This is a genomic window from Luteitalea sp. TBR-22 (assembly GCF_016865485.1).
Taxonomy (GTDB): domain Bacteria; phylum Acidobacteriota; class Vicinamibacteria; order Vicinamibacterales; family Vicinamibacteraceae; genus Luteitalea.
On sequence record NZ_AP024452.1, the window covers coordinates 5,715,115 to 5,732,457 of the forward strand.

The window sequence follows — 17,343 nt, forward strand, 5'->3', positions numbered from 1 at the left end:
CGCCGGGCGGTCGCGCTGCGCTACTTCGCGGAGGCGGCCATCTCCTTCAGGAACTTGAGCGCGGGCCCGCAGTCGCCGGCGACGTCGGAGGAGTTCGCCTCGATGCTCAGGCGGCCCTTGTAGCCGATCTTTGCCAGGTTGTCGAAAAACCGGCGGTAGCGCGGCTCACCGGTGTCCTGCATCGGGAACCCGCGCCTGGCGGGGTCGGCGATCTGCAGATGGACGATCAGGTCCCTGGCCCCGAGGATGACGTCGGGATCCTCGTTCTCGAACGTCAGGTGATAGAAGTCGACGATGATCTTCACCTTCGGGTGATTCACCTCGCGGGCCAGCCTGGCAGCCTCGGCAACGGTGTTGATGATGTTGCTCTCGGGCTTGCGGAGGTGCTCGATGCCGATCACCATCCCGTAGTTGTGCGACTCGATGATGCCGGCCGCGGTGCGCAGGAAGGTCTTCAGCTGATCCCAGGCCTGCTCGCGCGGGAATCCTTCGGGGAACGAACGCGCGCCGGGGCTCCCGAACACGATGACCCGGGCGCCGAGCCGCTGCGCGAGTTCGAGCGAGCGCTCGAGGAAGTCCCTCACCTTCACCTGGTCGACGGCCGGCCCGGTGAGCTTGATGTCGGCGCCGGGCAGGAACCAGTTCATCGTCTCGACCCGGAGCCTGGCCGCCGCCATCTTGCGCAGCTGCTCCTGCCGGTCGGCCTCGGGCAGCGCGAGCGTCTTGGCCAGCCCCGGCTCGATGTAGTCGTAGCCACACGCGCCGAGCGTCGTGGCGTCGCGGAGCGGCTCGACGTCGCCGAAGGTGGCCACCCCGTACCGGAGCGACAGGCCCTGGGCGCGTGCGAGCGAAGGCGCCGCGACGACGAGCAGGGCAAGGACCGGGAACAGCTTCGCGAGTCTCATCGAAGGGCCACTCTGCGCAGGACCGGTTCAAAAGTCAAACGTGCGGGGGCTCTGGCAGCCGCCTGCGCCCGGCTCACGGCTCCCGCGTTCTCATCCAGATGTCACTCGTCCTGCCAGGAGACGCCGACAGACTGGGTGTCGGAGATCGCGTGACGAGGGTGGAGACGCATGGTGACTACGGGCGACGCGTTGCGGCGGGCGGCGTGTCGCGGTAGGTGGACCACCCGGCGAGCAGGGCGTCCACGACGGCCGCGCCGACGCGGTACGCGTTCTCGATCGCCGGACCGTACGCCGCGTACTGGCCGATCTTCGTGCGGGCGAGCGCCTCGGCCGCCGATCGGCCCGGCGGCGGCAGGTCGTGGTCGCTGCCGGCACGCAGCACGAGGACGCGACGCACGTCGGCCTTGCCCGCCCTGGCCAGCCAGGTGATCGACTGCAACGTGCCACTGTCCTCCATGGCGGATGTCACGAAGTTGCCCTGCCCGTCGGTGTGGTACCGGACCCAGGCGTTGGCCCAGTCGGTGAGCCTGGCGCCGATCCAGAACGTGCTCGACGACAGGTTGTCGCCCTTCAGCACGAACGGCGGACGCCTGGCGACGCCCTCGGGGTAACGAGCGCGCTCCTCACGCATCTCCGGCGACTCGGTGAGCGGCACGTCGCGCGTGAGCTGCCAGGCCCATTCGGTGAGGCCGGCGTCCAGCCGGAACACCTGCGCGGTGTCGCCGCGTTCCCGCGGTGATTCGTACGGCACCGACTTGCGCAGGGGCACCATGCCGGTCGGCCAGTCGGACGGGATCTCGCGGGCATCGATCTCGTGCTTCAGGTCGCCGTCGACGATCCACTCGGCCCACGCGACCGAGCCGAGCGACGCGTCCTCCGCGTCGATGCCGGCGATCCCCGCGATCACCCAGTACGCCCGCGAGAGATCGAAACGCGGATCCATGCCGAGCGCCATGATGGTGGCCGCGGCGCGCACCGTGCCGACCCCGGTGACCACGCCGAGCACGCCCTCGTCGTTCATCCGCAGGTCGCTGTAGCCCTGCGGGAACGGCAGCACGCGATCGAGCCGCCGGCGCTCGACCCAGTGCTGGAACTCCCCGGCCCGGTCGCCGCTGTCCTCACCCAGCTCGAACATCGCGACCACGACCACCTTCACCGGGATCGGCACGGTCTGGGCCACGGCGGGGCGGGCAGCGCTCACCAGCAGGAGCACCGTCAGGATTCGGACGAGTCGACCAACCACGCCTCGTATGCTAGCCCGTTGCGGGCCGGGCCGCTGGCATTCGGGCGCCGACGCGCCTACCCTGCTGGCGTGGACCACATCCATCGGCCATCTCCGGGGCGTACACGCCGCGACTTCCTCATAGGCGCCGCGACATTGGCTGCTGTCGCCACGTCGCGCGTCAGCGGCTCGGCCGCGCCCATGACGGTGCTCGTGCTCGGCGGCACCGGCTTCATCGGGCCGCACCTGGTGCGGATGGCCGTCGAGCGCGGGCATCGCGTGTCGATCTTCACGCGCGGGCGGCGACAGGCCGACCTGCCCGCTGGCGTCGAGCGCCTCGTCGGGGATCGCGACGGCAAGCTGGAGGCGCTCGACGGCCGGAAGTGGGATGCGGTCATCGACGACTCGGCGACCAATCCCGACTGGGTGCGCCAATCGACCGCGCGACTCTCCACGTCCGGTCGCTACCTGTTCACCTCGTCGACGGGCGTGTACTACCCGTACCTGCGTCGCGGGTTGGTCGAGGCCGACCCGGTGCACACGGAAGCGGCGGACCCGAAGGACGGCTCGGAGACATTCGGGACACGCAAGGCGACGTGCGAGGCGATCGTCGTGAAGGCCTTCGGCGACCGCGGCGCGATCGTGCGCCCGACCTACATCGCCGGGCCAGGCGATCCCACCGATCGCTTCACGTACTGGCCCGTGCGCCTTGCCGAGGGCGGCGACGTGCTCGTGCCTGGCGCGCCCACCGACCCGGGCCAGTTCATCGACGTCCGCGATCTCGCGGCGTTCATGCTGACGCTCGTCGAATCGGGCGCGTCGGGCATCTTCAACGCCATCGGGCCGGGTGCACCGATGACGATGGAGCGCTTCCTGCGGGAGGCGTGCGCCGCGCTCGACGTGTCACCCCACCTGACGTGGTTCGGCGACGAGGCGGTGCTCGCCGCCCGGGGCATCGACGGCGTCGTGCCGTGGATCCTCGCGCGCGGCAAGGACCTCGGGCACACGACCGTCGCGACCACGCGCGCGTTCGACGCGGGCCTTCGCCACCGCCCGATCGGCGACACCGTCCGCGACACGCTCGCCTGGTTCAGGGGCCTGCCGGCCGAGCGCCAGGCGAACGCGAAGTGGGCGATCCCGCGTGACGTCGAGCGCGAACTGCTCGCAAGGCGGTAAGGCGAGGCGTCCCACCGCGCGGCTGTCGGTGAGCGGCCGGCTCGAAGTCCGCCTGACGCTCAGCGACGAGTGACGCGCGCGCCGTCGAAGTAGCGATACTCCCGCCCGCCGACGCGCACGCTGGAGAACTGCGCGGTGACCGCATAGTCCCCCGAGGGCGTGCGCGCGGTGTGTTCGTGCGAGCGCGCCGCATCGCCGGCCGGCATCGGCTGGCCTGCGAGTCCCTCGGCCAGCACGCGTCCCTGCATCGTCGAGGGCGCCGACAGTCCCAGGAGCCGCAGCATCGTCGGCGCGAGGTCGACGTTGGCGCTCGGCAGGTCGATCCGCGCGCCCTTCCTGATGTCGGGACCGGCAGCGATCAGGGTGTTGTGGATGTCCCAGGGACTGGCGCTGCCGTGCCCGGCAGTGCCGCCAGCCGCGACCGTCCCACGCATGCCTGCGGCGTTCGGCTCGTCGGTCCAGTCCGGCGAGAACAGGATCTGGGCAGATCTGTCGTGCTGCCAGCGGATCGCCTCGAACGAGAGCGTGCCCGCAACATGGCCGTCGAGCGCGCCGGCCTTCGGCGACTTCGTGAAGATTGCGCCCACGCCGGGCGTGCGCTGCAGCGCCGCGACGATGCCGGCGATGACGACAGGGTCGGCGTCGCGCACGTGGATGGCGCCGCCGGAGTGCACCACGCGTGGCGAGCCGTCGGGCAGCGTGCCGGCGAACGGACGCAGCAGCGCCGCGATGTCGGGCCCGCCGGTGTGCGTGGAGAAGCCGTGGTCGGAGGTCACCCAGATGTCGTAGGCGTCGAGCAGGCCGGCCGCGGCCAGGCCCTCCTGCAGGCGCGCGATCTGCGCGTCCACGTGCCGCAGCACCTCGCGCGTCTCCGCCGTCCCGACGCCTTTCGCGTGGGCGGTCGCGTCGAGCGCGCCCAGCCACAGCACGGTGACCGTCGGGTCGACGCGCGGCACGCCGACCTTCAGGAACGCATCGACGGCGTAGCGGTCACGCTCGTGCGCCGGCGCCGCCTTGCCCGGCAGCGGCCCCAGGGCCTCGACGGCGGGACGCAGCGATGCGGGGACGACGAACTCGGCGTGCAGCATGGCGCCGCCAGCCACGGTGTGGTTGTTCAACCAGGCCGCGCCTGCCGATCCCGAGCCGACCACCAGCATCCGCTTGCCGACCCCCTGCAGTACCTCGCCAAGCGTCGGCGCGGTGAGCAGGCGCCCCTCCGCCGCCTCGATGCGCAGCAGGGCGTCGCGATCGGCCGTGTCGAGGAATCGCGCCGAATCGACGCGCGGGAAGAAGACGCTGTTGCCGAGCAGCCCGTGGCCTTCCGGGTACGCACCCGTCGAGAAGGACGAGGCGTTGACACGGGTGACGCTCGGGTACACGGCGTGGTGCCGCGTGAACACCACGCCGCGCGCCCCGAGCGCGACCAGGTGCGGCATCAGCTCCGGCGTCACGTAGTCGGGCCTGAGGCCATCGACGACCACCACGAGGTGGCGGCGGGGTGATGACGGCGCGGCCCACGCGCTGAGCGTGGCCGCGAGCAACAGGGCAAGGACGGCGCGCACGCGGCTTTACCTCTGCGCGCCGAGCAGGCGCTCCAGCGTCGGCGCCATCGCGTCGGCCCACAACCGGTAGCCCCTCGCCGTGGGGTGCAGGAAGTCGCCCATCACGTCCTTGGCAATCGTGCCATCGGGGCTCAGGAACACCTGCCCGATGTCGAGGTAGGTGATGCCGTGACGGCCTTCGAGCTTCGCGAGGCGCGCGTTGATCTCGGCCACTGCGTCGCGCGCCGGATTGGGCTTCTCTCCGCGCGGGAAGATCGCGAGCAGCAGGATGCGCGTCGACGGCGACGCCTCGTGAACCGTGGCGCAGATCCGCTCGACGCCGGTCGCGATCTCGTCAGGCGTGTTGCGCCCGACGTTGTTGGTGCCGATCATCACGACCGCCACCTGCGGCGTCGCCCCCTCGAACTCGCCGTTGGCCAACCGCCACAGCACGTTCTCGGTGCGGTCCCAGCCATAGCCGAGGTTCACGACGGACCGGCCGGCGAACAGGCGCTCCCAGGAGTCGGCGCCGGCGCGGCGCTGATCGAACGGATCGCCGGCCCAGAAGTGCGTGATCGAGTCGCCGATCAGCACGATCTCGGGTCGACGCTCCCTCATGAGCGCGGCGGCCGCCGCGTGGCGATCCACCCAGTCGTAAGTGCGCCAGTCGCGGTTCTGGGTCACCGGCACGAGCGTGGACGGCGTGCGCGTCGCGCCCGCGGGCAGCGGCACCTCGTGCGTCACGATCTCGCCGACGGGCGACCCGCCCGGCTTGAACAGGCGCGCCTTCAGCACGTACCCGGCGGGCACCTGCACCGGCCCGAGCCAGGCGCCCGCGTCGTGGGTGGGGTCGGACCCGTCGAGGGTGTAGCGCACGACGAGCGGTGCCGCCGGCGGCACGACGTCGACGTGGCCGGCCGCGCGCGGCACGAGGGTGGGCGTCGGCGCCTGCGCGATCGCGGGCGGGGCGGAGGCGAGCAGGCCCGCGACGAGGAGGCCGGCAGCCCCCGCAAGGGCGGCGCGGCGAGGCATGGACGACAGTCGCATGCCGGTGAGGATACCGCTCAGGAGGTCGTGCGCGGGGCGTCGGCCTCGTCGAGATCGGCGAGGTCTCCCATCTCGGAGAGGTAGGCCAGGACCCGCGTCGCCTCGTCCTCGTCCACCTTCGCGATGGCGAACCCGACGTGCACCATCACGTAGTCGCCGACGACGGCCTCGGGCACGTACGCCAGGTTGACCTGCTTGACGATGCCGGAGAAGTCGACGCGGCCCGATCGCAGGAGCGGGTCATCGCCCTCGATGTCGAGCAGGCGGCCGGGAACGGCGAGACACATGCGGAGGACCTCAGGCCGCGGGCGCGCCGGTGAGCGCCCCCTGCGGCGACAGCGCCGCGCGCACCTGGCGCCGCACGTCGGGCAGGGCCGCGGCCACTGCGGGCGACAAGGCGAGCTCCATGGGCTGCACGGACGCGATGGACACCGTGATCAGTGTAATCGTCGGCAGCGCCCGCGTGAGCTGCGTGGCCTCCACCATGTCGCGCAGCCCGATGTCGTGCGCCGAGAGGGACCGCGGGAAGTCCGACGCGTACGTCGGACGGAGCACGGTCACCGTCCCCGGCTCCTGCCCGTCCATCGTCGCGTCGATCATCACGATCTCGCCGTGGGTGTGCAGCACCTCGAGCAGGTGGAAGCCGCCGGTGCCGCCGTCGAGCAGCGCGACGTCCGCAGGCCAGGCCTCGGCGGCGAGCGTCTCGATCGCGTGGACGCCGACGCCTTCGTCGCCCATCAGCAGGTTGCCGATGCCGAGCACGAGTCGCTGGCTCACCGGCCGGGCTCTCCCGGCGCCTCGTCGACGACGAAGCGCGAGCCGCCGACCATCGACGACATCTCCCCGCGCGACTCGACGACGTCGTGGAACACGACGAGGTACACGTGGACGATGGCAAACAGCAGGATGGCCCACATGCCGACGTGGTGCCAGAGGCGAAGGCCGCCGTCACCGCCCAACAGCGACGTCGCCCAGGCGAACAGGCGCGGGAACCACGCGCCGCTCATCGGTGCGTAGAGCGCGAATCCGGTCACGATCTGGAACAGGCTGATCACGAACACCGCCAGGTACGCCGTGCCGGCCGCCGGGTTGTGGCCCAGGGTGTCCAGCGGCTGCTTCTGCAGCTGCAGCACGTCGACGCGGAACACCTGCCACAGGTCGCCGAGGTGCTCGCGCATCCGGCCCACCGGGATGAAGGCACGCCAGTGCGCGAAGCGGTTGCCGACCAGCATCCAGTACATGCGGAGCAGGAACACGAAGGTGAACACGTACGCCGTGGTGAAGTGCACCAGGCGCACGGTGCCGAACCAGTACTGGTTCCACGCCTCTCCCGAGGCGAGCAGCGCCGGCGGATCCCCGATCAGCACGCCGGTCACCGACAGCACGACGACGCAGCCGGCGGTCATCCAGTGGTAGAAGCGGACCGGCCACTCCCAGAGGTAGACACGACGGAAGATGTGAGGCGATGGCATGGGCCGCTCCTCAGAAGGCGTCCACCCGGTGCACGTGGCTGCCGTGCTCGTCGTGCAGGTGCACCGCGCACGCGAGGCAGGGGTCGAACGAGTGCACGGTGCGCAGCACTTCGACCGGCTGCTCGGCATTGGCCACCGGCGTGCCGATCAGCGCCGACTCGTACGCCGACAGCTGCCCGTTGGCGTCGCGCGGCGACGCGTTCCAGGTGCTCGGCACCACCAGCTGGTAGTTGTCGATCTTCGCGTCCTTGATGACGATCCAGTGGGCGAGCGCGCCGCGCGGCGCCTCGGTGAGGCCGACGCCCTTCGCCTCGGCGGGCCACGTCGCCGGATCCCAGCGCTCCGTGTTGGCGGTCCTGGTGTCGCCGGCCTTGATGTTGGCGAGCAGTTGCCCGTAGAACTCGAGGGCCCAGCCGGCCACGAGCCTGGTCTCGAGCCCACGCGCCGCCGTGCGGCCGAGCGTCGAGAACAACGCCGTCACGGGCACGTCGAGCGCCTTCAGCGTCGCGTCGACGGCGTCCTTGACGTCGGTCCGCCCGGCGGCATAGGCCACCAGCAGCCGCGCCAGGGGGCCGACCTCCATCGGATGGCCCTTCCAGCGCGGCGTCTTGAGCCACGAGTACTTCTGCTCGACGTCGAGGTGCTCGTACGGCGGCTTCGGCCCCGAGTACTTGAGCGTCGTCTCGCCCTCCCACGGGTGCAGGCCCGTGGCATCCCCGCCCGTGTACTCGTACCAGGAGTGCGACACGTACTCCTGCACCTGCATCGGATCCTTGCCGTCGATCGGGTGCACCTCGGCGAGGTTGCGGTCGAGGATCACGCCGCGCGGGAACTTGAACGAGGCGACGTCGCCGTACCCCTTCACGGGCAGGTCGCCGTACGACATGTAGTTGCTCAGCCCGCCGCCGATCGCGCCCCAGTCCTTGTAGAACGGCGCGATGGCCATCAGGTCGGGCAGGTAGACCTGCTCGACGAACTGCTGCGCCTGCTCGAACAGCTGGCCGACCAGCCCGAGGCGCTCGGCGTTGATGCTGTTGGCCTCGTTGACGTTGAGCGAGCACGGCACGCCGCCCACGAGGTAGTTGGGATGCGGGTTCTTGCCGCCGAAGATCGCGTGGACCTTGACGATCTCCTTCTGCCACTCGAGCGCCTCGAGGTAGTGCGCCACCCCCATCAGGTTGGCCTCGGCCGGCAGCTTGTACGCCGGATGGCCCCAGTAGGCGTTGGCGAAGATCCCGAGCTGCCCGCTGTCGACGAACGTCTTGAGCCGCTTCTGCAGGTCGGAGAAGTAGCCCGGCGACGACTTCGGCCACGACGAGATCGACTGCGCCAGCTCCGCGGTCTTCTTCGGATCGGCCGACAGCGCACTCACCACGTCCACCCAGTCGAGCGCGTGCAGGTGGTAGAAGTGCACCACGTGGTCCTGCAGGTACTGCGCGCAGAACATCAGGTTGCGAATCAACTCGGCGTTGGCAGGCACCGTGATGCCGAGCGCGTCCTCCACCGACCGCACCGACGCCAGCGCGTGCACCGTGGTGCACACGCCGCAGGTCCGCTCGGTGAACGCCCACGCGTCGCGCGGATCACGGCCCTTGAGGATGCGCTCGAAGCCGCGCACCATCGTGCCGGAGCTGTAGGCGTCGACCACCTTGCCGTCCTGCACCTCCACCTCGAGCCGGAGGTGCCCCTCGATGCGCGTCACGGGATCGATGACGATGCGGTTGGCCATGGGTCAGCGCTCCTGCGCGTCCTGCTTCGCGGTCCTGGCGGCGTCGGCCTCCGCCTCCTCGGCCTCGATCAACGCGAGACCGGCCTTGGCTTCCTTCTCCTCGGTGGCGATCACCTGGCCCTTGCGGATGCCCGTGAGCACGGCGTGGGCGCCGATGCCGGCCGCGGTCGCCACTGCGGCGATCGTCCCGACGCGATCGGCGGTCGCCTCGATGGGCAGCCCCGGGAGGTTGGTGAGGCGGCTGTAGAACGGCCCGTTGTCCCAGAAGTTCTCTTCACTGCAGCCGATGCAGCCGTGGCCCGACCTGATCGGGAAGCTGGTGCCGCCGTTCCACTGGGTGACCGCGCAGGCGTTGTAGGTGAGCGGCCCGCGGCAGCCCATCTTGTAGAGGCAGTACCCCTTGCGCGCGTTCTCGTCGTCCCACGACTCCACGAAGAGGCCGGCGTCGTAGTTGGGGCGGCGATAGCACGTGTCATGCACACGGCGCGAGTAGAACGCCATCGGGCGACCGACGCGATCGAGTTGCGGGATGGTGCCGAATGTCAGCAGGTGGACGATGGTCGCGGCCATCACCTCGCCGATCGGCGGGCAGCCTGGCACCTTGATGATGGGCACGCCGGAGATCAGCTTGTGGATGGGTGTCGCGCTGGTGGGATTGGGCCTGGCGGCCTGGATGCAGCCGTTGGAGGCGCAGCTGCCCCACGCGACGACGGCCTTGGCGCCCGCTGCGGCTTCCGTCGCGATGTCGAGCGCCGTGCGCCCGCCGATGCAGCAGTAGACACCGTCCTCAGCGGTCGGAATGGAGCCCTCGACGAGCATCAGGTACTCGCCGCGGCGCCTGGTCATGGTGTCCTGCAGCGCCGCGTGCGCCTGGTGGCCGGCGGCCGCCTGCAGCGTCTCGGTGTAGTCCAGCGAGATCCGGTCGAGGATGACGTCGGCGACGATCGGGTGCGACGAGCGCAGGAAGGACTCGCTGCAGCAGGTGCACTCCTGGAAGTGGAACCAGAGGACGGGGATGCGCGGCCGGGTCTCGAGCGCATGCACCACTGCGGGCACCTGCGTGGCCTCGAGCCCTGCGTAGGCGGCCAGCCAGGAGCAGAACCTCAGGAAGTCCCGCCGCGAGTGCCCGAGCAACTCGGCGTGTTCCCAGATCGTGGGTGGCCTGTTCATGGACCCTCCTGGGGCGCCAGGGGGCGCCGGAGACGCACGAATCCGCAGTGAGGGTGGCCACAGCACGGGCCGTGCCACGGCCGGGTCGTAAGGGTTTGGCCACGAGATCGACTCGTCGCGCCCCGTCGGGACATGGGCAGGCCCGGAATTCCCCGGCCCGTGGGGAATATTCCTGCCTGGCCGCCGTCAGAACCGGAGCTTCACGGCCAGCTGGATGACGCGCGGGTCGCCGGCCGACGTGATGGTCCCGAACGCTGGCGTGCCGAACACGCCATTGGGAAGCCCCAGCGGCGGCGTGTTGGTCGCGTTGAACACCTCGGCACGAATCTCGATCGCGCGCAGCCCGCCCAGCGCCACGGTGCGCGCCAGCGCGACGTTCAGGGCGCGGTACCCGGGCCCGCGCACCGGATTGCGCGACGCCGACCCCAGTGTGAACTGCGGCGCCACGGCGAAGGCCGACGTGTCGAACCAGCGTGCCGTGGTGCGCTGCGCGGCGGCTGACGAGGGATCCCTCAGGAGGTTCGGCCGCTGCGTCCCGAAACCGGCGAATGCATTGAAGTTGGTGGCCTGCGTGACCGGCACCGGCGTGCCCGACTGCGCCTGCGCGGTTGCCGACAGCGACCAGTCGCGCGCCAGGGCGCCGACCCATCCGCCGGGCTGCCATCGCCGTCCCGCGCCGACCGGCACCTCCCACACCACCGCGCCCGTGAGCACGTGGGGAATGTCGCCCGTCGAGACGTCCCGCTCGCGGCGGCGATCGTACGCATCGGCCACCGGAGCGTTGGCGATCGGCCCGGTGAGCACCGAGGCGTCGAACACCGACGAGGCATCGTCGACGAGCCGCGAGCGCGTGTAGGCCAGGTGTCCGGTGACGCCCCGCGAGAAGCGGCGCTCGACCCTCGCCGTGGCGCCCCAGTACCTGGTGGAGCCGACGTTGTTCCGGTAGAGACTCACCGTCGTGAAGCGCGGGTATGGCTTCAGGAGTTGCGCGACGGGGAGGGACGGATCGCCGAGCGACGAGGACCGCGGAATCTCGCCGAACCAGGGGTTGGCGACGCGGGTCAGCAGCGGCGGGCCGATCGCCAGTTGCTCCGCGGTCAGCTGATTCAGGTTCGAGTCGGGCAGCCCCACCCGCGTGATGTGCGAGCCGACGTAGGCCACCTCCACCGACCAGTGCTGGCCGATCGCGCGCTGCATCGACGCCTGCCACTGCTGGACGTATCCGGACCCCAGATCGCGATCGACCGCGAACACCCCTTGCCCGAGGCCGGCATCCGGCGTCGGGCCGACGGGCACGATGGTCGGGCCGTCGGCGAGCGTGAAGGCGGGAGCCAGGCCGTCGAGGGTCCGCTGCGACACCGTCTGCACGAACGGGAAGGCGGGCGTGGTGAACGGCGTGGTGATCCCGGCCTGCTCGATCCACACGAGGCCGTAGCCGGCGCGCACGGCCGTCCGATCGTCCAGCCGCCAGGAGAACCCGAGCCGGGGACCGAGGTTCAGGTGGTGCAGCCGACGCGCCGCGCGGGGCTCGCCGTCACGCCCCAGGTACACGAGGCGCTCGCTCGCCAGATCGAACACGGCGGCCTGGTCGTCGCGTTCGACCGACGGGAAGTTGAGCGTGTAGCGCACCCCCGCGCTGATCGTGAGCTTCGACGAGGGCCGCCAGTCGTCCTGGACGAAGTACTCCTGCACATGGGCGCGGTTGCGAATCGGCCTTCGCTGCAGGTCGATCGAGAACTGCTGGACCTGCCCGAGCAGGAAGCTCGCCAGCGGAGCTCCCGTGCCGGCCAGGCCCGGCTGATCGGTGAACAGGCTCGTGAAGGTGAACGCCCCCGTCGGCGAGGCGGGCTGAACCACGTCGAGGCGACTCCACCGCAGGTCGGCGCCTGCCTTGAACGTGTGGGCACGACTGGTCCAGGTGAGCGTGTCGACCAGGTGCGTGACACCGGTTTCGAAATCCGTCGCCGTGCCCGGCGGCGAGCCGAGCGCCTGGTACCCCGCAATGGCGATCGACGGCACGGTGTCGGCAAACGCCAGCGCGGGCAACCCGGGCAGGCCCAGTGCCTCGCCGGCGGTCGCCCCCAGCGCGACGGCGCGACGCTCCACGGCACGCCGCGTGTCGCCGATGCGGAGTTCGTGCAGCACGCGCGGGGAGAGCAAGGCCTGCCACGCCGAGGCGAAGGCCCGGACCCGCGTGTGCTGCGGGCCGAGCGTCCCGGTCGCCAGCCCGCTGCCGTCAGGGAGGGGACTCACGGGGGCGATCCGTTCGTCGAAGCGGACGAGCCGCACGAAGGCACGGTCGCCACGCACGCCCAGTCGCTGGTCGACGCGCAGGCCCGCGAGGTCGCTGTCGGTGCGCTCGTCGGCGGTTCGGCGGTAGTTGTTGGCCGTGCCGGGGGAAGTGGGCAGTGGAAACCGCTCCAGGAGCCTGCGCGCGACGGGATCGATGCGCGGCTCCGGAATCGCATTGCCGACGAACGGCTGCCGCACCGTGTCGCCATCGACGATCGTGGCCGTCGCAGGATCGAAGATGGCCGCCACGCGGCCGGCCACGGGCTCGGTGAAGACACCCGAGCGCTGCAACGCCGTCGGAACCGTGGACACGGCGGTGCGTCCGATCGTCTGGCGCAGCCCTTCGTAGTCCGCGAAGACGAAGGTGCGACCGGCCGAGACGGGCCCGCCGAGCACGCCACCGAACTGCTGCCGCCGGAACCGCGGCCGCGCCCCGCTCCGGGGCGCGAAGGCGTTGCGGGCGTTGAGCGCCTCATGGCGCGCGAAGTCGAAGAGGCTGCCGCGCCAGTCAGCGCCGCCGGCCCGGGTGGTGAGGTTCACGACGCCGCCATTGAAGCGGCCGAACTCGGCGGGCGGGCTGTTGGTCTCGACGCGAAATTCCTCGATCGCATCGATGTTGGGCAGGTACGCCACCTGCCCGGGCTCCGGCTGCAACACGGAGATGCCGTCGAACAGGTACTCGTTGGTGCGAGGGCGGCCGCCGTTGATGCGCGGGAGCGCCGCCCCCGGTGGCAGGGCGACGCCTGGCGCGAGGGCCACGAGCGAAAGGAAGGATCGGCCGTTGAGCGGCAGCGCCGTGGCCGTCGTCCGGTCAACGACGTGCCCGAGCCCCGGCGTGTCACGCAGGAGAGGCGGGGCGCTGGTCACCGTGACGACGTCGGCCACCGCGGCGGGGCGGGCGACGAGATCCACGCGTCGCGTCTCGCCGACCACGACCGCCACCGACGACGACGCGGCAAGTCCCGCCACGGCGACGCGAACGGCATAGATGCCCGGCGACAACCCCGTGATCACCCACGCGCCCTCCTCATCGGCGCGCGTCACGCGCTGCCAACCGGCAGCCTCGGTCGCAACGACCTTGGCCTGCGCCACGCGGGCGCCCTGCTCGTCCACCACGAGACCGGCGAGCCCACCCGTGCCGACCTGCGCTGCCGCCGTCGCGGCGGCCATCAGCAGCGCCCCCACCGCGGTCAACATGCGTCCGATCGTCGAGGCCGGCACGACCGGGATGCTAGGACGGCCACTGACCATCGATCAAATCGACTTGAATCGAATCAGTGCAGTACAGTGCTCGACATGAGTCAACTTTCTGCGCGGGCAGCGGCAGCTCGACTTGGGGTGGCGTACTCCACGCTGAAGCGGTGGATTCACGCCGGTCATGTCAGGACGATGCGGACCAGCGGTGGTCATCACCGCATCGCCGAGGCGGAGCTCGAACGCCTTCTCGCGCAGCGTCCGTCGCTGTCGAAGGTCGCTGCGGGGCCTCGCGATGACGATGGGCTGGGCGGCTTGAGTGCGCGCAATCGCTTGCGCGGCGTGATCGAGGAGGTGCGCGTGGACGGGTTGCTGGCACAGGTGCGCCTGCGCGTCGCGGGACAACCCCTCACGGCGATCATCACCGCCGATGCGGTGCGGGCCCTCGGGCTGCGGCGGGGAGACGAGGCGCTGGCGGTCGTGAAGTCCACTGAGGTCATGGTGGCCAGGGCGCCCCGATCGGCCCCCGCTTCGCCCCCGGGGCGGCGTCCCCTTGTGCGCGAGCGAGCTCATGCGTAAGCTCGGCGTCGTCCGCTGCCCCATACCGTGAGGCGTGCCTCCCGTGCCGTGGTGGCACGCTGCACGCATCCGCACACAGGCATGAACGACCCTCGCAGTCGCGAAGAGCGCGTCCAGCACTACCTCGAGCGCATCGTCGCGGCGGGCGACTTCCCTGCGTTCACGGAACGGCTCCACGAGGTGATCGACGTCCTCCGCAAGGAGGAGACGCCGATGCAGGCCCTGGCCAACGTCGTGCTGGGCGACTACAGCCTGACCCTGAAGGTCCTCAGGACGGTCAACTCCTTCCACTACAACCGGTCAGGGCGGCACATCCTGTCGGTCACCCAGGCCATGGTCGTGCTCGGGGTGGAGGCAGTGCGCGACCTGGCGGGCAGCCTCGTGCTGCTCGAGCACTACGCGCGCAAGGCGCCGGCGCTGAAGCAGTTGATGGCGCTGTCGATGCTCACCGCCAGCCACGCGCGCCTGGCCGCCGAGCACGTGGGCATGCCGAAGCCGGAGCAGGCGCACCTGGCGGCGATGTTCCGCAACGTCGGCGAGGTGCTGCTGGCCTGTCACTCCCCCGAGGACTACGCGGCGGTGCTCGCCCACCTCAAGCAGCATCGAACGACGCTCGGTGCGGCCGCACTGGCGGTGTTGCACTTCCGCTTCGAGGACCTCGGCGAGGCCGCCTGTCGGCACTGGGGCCTCGGTGGCTTCGGTGGCGCGCCGGCGCCCGGCGGTCCGACGACCGACATCGAACGGCTGGTCGGCTTCGGCCACGACCTCACCAATGCCGTGTACAGGCAGGTGCCCACCGAGTCGCCGCAGACGCTGACGTTGATCCTGCAGCGATACGGACACGGCCTCGACCTGACCGCCGACACGCTGCAGGGGATCCTCCGCGAGGGCTGCGCCGAGACCAACGAGATGTTCGCGAGCCTGGGCCTCTCGACGACCGACCTCAGGTTGAGCCGACAGGTGGACGCGGCGATGGCGAGCCTGACGCCCGCCGACACGGCGGCCGACCCCGACCGGACCGACGCGCCACTCGACACGCCCGAGGTCGAGATCGCGCACGGCCCGGACTCGCCCGTGGCCCGCCAGCAGCTGATCGGCGAACTGGAGTTGGCGGTCACCAGCGACGGGCACTTCGAGGTCAACGAGATCCTGCTCACGGTGCTCGAGGCGATCGTCCGCGCCGGGCCGTTCTCGCACGCCGCCTTCTGCCTGCTGAACGACACGCGGACCGAGCTGGTGGGTCGCTTCGGCCTCGGCGAGAGCGTCGAGGCGTTCGTCAAGCGGCTGCGCTTCCCGGTGACGCTCGGACCGCAAGGCCTCGCCGTGGGCGGGGCGATCCTGCGGCGACTCGACCTGTTCGCGTCACTGGCACGCAATCCGGGGGCCGACGAAGCGCGCCTGCTTGCGCTCCTGGGGGCGCAGACGGTGCTCGTGCTGCCGCTGGTCATCGAGAACCGTTCCGTCGGCGCGATTGTCACCGACCGTGCCGCGGCCGAGCCGCCCGATGCGGCCACGGTCACCTTCGTGGTGCACCTGCGCGACCTCGCCGTGCGCGCGATGCGACGGGCGCGCGCCCAGCGCGAGGACGCCGCGAAGGTCACGGCGCAACTCGGGCCGGAGGCACGCAGGGATCTGGTGCTGCGCCTCCTCAAGGGCGAGTCGATCGAGGCCGTGAGCCGCGAGAGCCGCGTGCCGGTGAAGGACCTCGAGGCCTGGCGGCAGGCCTTCCTCGACGCGGCAACGCGCGCGTTCACGCAGGGGCAGTAGGACCAGGGCCGAGGTGCGGCAGCACCTCGTGTGGCCAGGTCTCGTGCCAGCGCAGCGCGCCAGCGGCACGTGCCCCGGCGCCCAGGGCGTCGAGGGTGGTCTGGTCGGCATCGCGCACCACGCGCAAGGCGGCCACCAACGACGGAACGTCGGTGAACGTCAGGCCGTTGACGCCGGGCTGCACGAGTTCGGCCAGGCACGCCCCGTAATCGAGTGCCACGACGGGCACGCCCGCACCGAAGAGATCCATCACCTTCATGGGAAGGTCGAGCTTCGACGTGGAGTCGTGCAGGCTCAGGCCGGCGTCGGCCGATCCCACCGCTGACGGGTAGTCGTCGGCCTCGAGCCAGGCCGTGGCGAGCCGCACGCGTGACAGGCCGAGCGCGGCGACGCGCGCCTCGAACGCCGCACGCAAGGGCCCCGTACCGGTCGCGACGACGGCCAACCCGCGGATGCCGGCGCGCCACTCGGCGTCGAGCGACTGCGCCGCCTCGAGGAGCATCCCGAAGTCCTCGTCGGCCGTCCAACTCGTGGGACTGACGACCAGCCGCCACGCTCCATCGGCTTGGGCCACCCCCGCGGCCTCGAAGAGACGCGCACGCATGTGCGCGCGCCGCTCCGGATCGGGTGCGCGGAACACCTGGCGCGGCCTGTCCCGGAACACCGAGCCCGAGAGGCTCCACTCAGCGCCGACGTGCCGCGCCATGGCCTCCGACACGAAGAAGTTGTGATCGGCACGCCGCCCTGCCCAGCGCTCGACGGTTGCCGCCGCCCTGATCAGCGGATGTCGCGGCCCCAGCCGCAGCGCCAGCATCGAGGCCGTGAAGTTGTGCCAGTCGATCACGAGGCGGCTGCCGCGCAGCCGCGCCGCGAGCCACGCGACGGGAAGCGTCGGGATGCCCGGCGGGTTCTGCACGAGGACGACATCGGGGGCACGCCCCGACAGCAGCACACGGAGCAGGCGACCGGTGAGCCCCACGCCGCGCCAACCGGCCCGCAACGCCCACCCGAGGCGCGACGCGGGACGCGGCGCTCGTTCGTCGTCGTCGAGGGCGCACACCACCAGCGCGGGCACCCGAGCCTCGGCCGGCAGGGTAGACGATGCGTAGCCGACCAGATCGACGTGCCACCCATGCGCGACAAGCGACAGCGCGTGGTTCAGCATGCGCGGACTGCGCCCGATGTCCCCGAGGACGACGACGATGGCGCGCGGGTGGGCGCGTGCCTGGGGCGTGGGCATGGCGGGCGC

The 17,343-nt window shown here is 71.1% G+C and carries 14 protein-coding genes; 3 read left to right on the forward strand and 11 right to left on the reverse strand.

Features of this window, described 5'->3' with window-relative positions; genetic code table 11:
- Positions 1 to 20 precede the first annotated feature (20 nt).
- Both TBR22_RS23515 and TBR22_RS23520 read right to left on the reverse strand, forming a co-directional pair.
- Positions 21 to 905, reverse strand: a complete 885-nt coding sequence (locus TBR22_RS23515; RefSeq protein WP_239490277.1) for a sugar phosphate isomerase/epimerase — start codon at positions 903 to 905, stop codon at positions 21 to 23.
- A gap of 175 nt (positions 906 to 1,080) precedes the next feature.
- Positions 1,081 to 2,148 (reverse strand): purine nucleoside permease, encoded by a 1,068-nt coding sequence (locus tag TBR22_RS23520; RefSeq protein WP_239490278.1) that lies wholly within the window; start codon positions 2,146 to 2,148, stop codon positions 1,081 to 1,083.
- A gap of 135 nt (positions 2,149 to 2,283) precedes the next feature.
- On the opposite strand from TBR22_RS23520, the gene TBR22_RS23525 reads away from it, so the two are divergent.
- Positions 2,284 to 3,303: an NAD-dependent epimerase/dehydratase family protein gene (locus TBR22_RS23525; RefSeq protein WP_239490279.1), complete on the forward strand. Its 1,020-nt coding sequence runs from the start codon at positions 2,284 to 2,286 to the stop codon at positions 3,301 to 3,303.
- A gap of 59 nt (positions 3,304 to 3,362) precedes the next feature.
- Here the strand turns inward: TBR22_RS23525 and TBR22_RS23530 are convergent, their stop codons facing one another.
- The 8 genes from TBR22_RS23530 to TBR22_RS23565 form a co-directional block, all read right to left on the reverse strand.
- Positions 3,363 to 4,865 carry an alkaline phosphatase family protein gene (locus TBR22_RS23530; protein WP_239490280.1) on the reverse strand — a complete coding sequence of 501 codons (1,503 nt, stop codon included), beginning with the start codon at positions 4,863 to 4,865 and terminating at the stop codon, positions 3,363 to 3,365.
- A gap of 6 nt (positions 4,866 to 4,871) precedes the next feature.
- Positions 4,872 to 5,876 carry a GDSL-type esterase/lipase family protein gene (locus TBR22_RS23535; protein ID WP_239490281.1) on the reverse strand — a complete coding sequence of 335 codons (1,005 nt, stop codon included), beginning with the start codon at positions 5,874 to 5,876 and terminating at the stop codon, positions 4,872 to 4,874.
- Between the two features lie 32 nt (positions 5,877 to 5,908).
- Positions 5,909 to 6,178: a HypC/HybG/HupF family hydrogenase formation chaperone gene (locus TBR22_RS23540; protein ID WP_239490282.1), complete on the reverse strand. Its 270-nt coding sequence runs from the start codon at positions 6,176 to 6,178 to the stop codon at positions 5,909 to 5,911.
- Between the two features lie 10 nt (positions 6,179 to 6,188).
- Entirely contained in the window at positions 6,189 to 6,668 is a 480-nt protein-coding gene (locus TBR22_RS23545; RefSeq protein ID WP_239490283.1) for a hydrogenase maturation protease, read from the reverse strand.
- Positions 6,665 to 7,363, reverse strand: coding sequence for a Ni/Fe-hydrogenase, b-type cytochrome subunit (gene cybH, locus TBR22_RS23550; RefSeq protein ID WP_239490284.1), 699 nt, complete (start codon positions 7,361 to 7,363; stop codon positions 6,665 to 6,667). The genes TBR22_RS23545 and cybH overlap by 4 nt, the downstream gene beginning before the upstream one ends.
- A 10-nt stretch (positions 7,364 to 7,373) precedes the next feature.
- Positions 7,374 to 9,092, reverse strand: a complete 1,719-nt coding sequence (locus TBR22_RS23555; RefSeq protein ID WP_239490285.1) for a nickel-dependent hydrogenase large subunit — start codon at positions 9,090 to 9,092, stop codon at positions 7,374 to 7,376.
- 3 nt (positions 9,093 to 9,095) lie between these two features.
- Complete coding sequence (locus TBR22_RS23560; protein WP_239490286.1) at positions 9,096 to 10,262, reverse strand: hydrogenase small subunit; 1,167 nt, start codon at positions 10,260 to 10,262, stop codon at positions 9,096 to 9,098.
- 186 nt (positions 10,263 to 10,448) lie between these two features.
- Entirely contained in the window at positions 10,449 to 13,751 is a 3,303-nt protein-coding gene (locus TBR22_RS23565) for a TonB-dependent receptor (RefSeq protein WP_239490287.1), read from the reverse strand.
- 99 nt (positions 13,752 to 13,850) lie between these two features.
- Between TBR22_RS23565 and TBR22_RS23570 the strand changes: the two genes are divergently transcribed.
- Positions 13,851 to 14,327, forward strand: a complete 477-nt coding sequence (locus TBR22_RS23570) for a molybdopterin-binding protein (RefSeq protein ID WP_239490288.1) — start codon at positions 13,851 to 13,853, stop codon at positions 14,325 to 14,327.
- Between the two features lie 81 nt (positions 14,328 to 14,408).
- The gene (locus TBR22_RS23575) at positions 14,409 to 16,094 is read left to right on the forward strand and encodes an HDOD domain-containing protein (RefSeq protein WP_239490289.1); all 1,686 of its coding nucleotides are present in this window, start codon (positions 14,409 to 14,411) and stop codon (positions 16,092 to 16,094) included.
- Here the strand turns inward: TBR22_RS23575 and TBR22_RS23580 are convergent.
- A complete protein-coding gene (locus TBR22_RS23580) occupies positions 16,078 to 17,334 on the reverse strand; it encodes a glycosyltransferase (RefSeq protein WP_239490290.1) in 1,257 nt (418 codons plus the stop codon). The two genes, TBR22_RS23575 and TBR22_RS23580, sit on opposite strands and share 17 nt — an antisense overlap.
- Positions 17,335 to 17,343 lie beyond the last annotated feature (9 nt).

Excerpts from the sequence above, each read along its gene's own strand:
- TBR22_RS23515 (WP_239490277.1), bottom strand. The coding sequence starts at position 905 with ATGAGACTCGCGAAGCTGTTCCCGGTCCTTGCCCTGCTCGTCGTCGCG.
- TBR22_RS23535 (WP_239490281.1), bottom strand. The coding sequence starts at position 5,876 with ATGCCTCGCCGCGCCGCCCTTGCGGGGGCTGCCGGCCTCCTCGTCGCG.
- TBR22_RS23540 (WP_239490282.1), bottom strand. The coding sequence starts at position 6,178 with ATGTGTCTCGCCGTTCCCGGCCGCCTGCTCGACATCGAGGGCGATGAC.
- cybH (WP_239490284.1), bottom strand. The coding sequence starts at position 7,363 with ATGCCATCGCCTCACATCTTCCGTCGTGTCTACCTCTGGGAGTGGCCG.
- TBR22_RS23555 (WP_239490285.1), bottom strand. The coding sequence starts at position 9,092 with ATGGCCAACCGCATCGTCATCGATCCCGTGACGCGCATCGAGGGGCAC.
- TBR22_RS23560 (WP_239490286.1), bottom strand. The coding sequence starts at position 10,262 with ATGAACAGGCCACCCACGATCTGGGAACACGCCGAGTTGCTCGGGCAC.
- TBR22_RS23565 (WP_239490287.1), bottom strand. The coding sequence starts at position 13,751 with ATGTTGACCGCGGTGGGGGCGCTGCTGATGGCCGCCGCGACGGCGGCA.
- TBR22_RS23570 (WP_239490288.1), top strand. The coding sequence starts at position 13,851 with ATGAGTCAACTTTCTGCGCGGGCAGCGGCAGCTCGACTTGGGGTGGCG.
- TBR22_RS23575 (WP_239490289.1), top strand. The coding sequence starts at position 14,409 with ATGAACGACCCTCGCAGTCGCGAAGAGCGCGTCCAGCACTACCTCGAG.
- TBR22_RS23580 (WP_239490290.1), bottom strand. The coding sequence starts at position 17,334 with ATGCCCACGCCCCAGGCACGCGCCCACCCGCGCGCCATCGTCGTCGTC.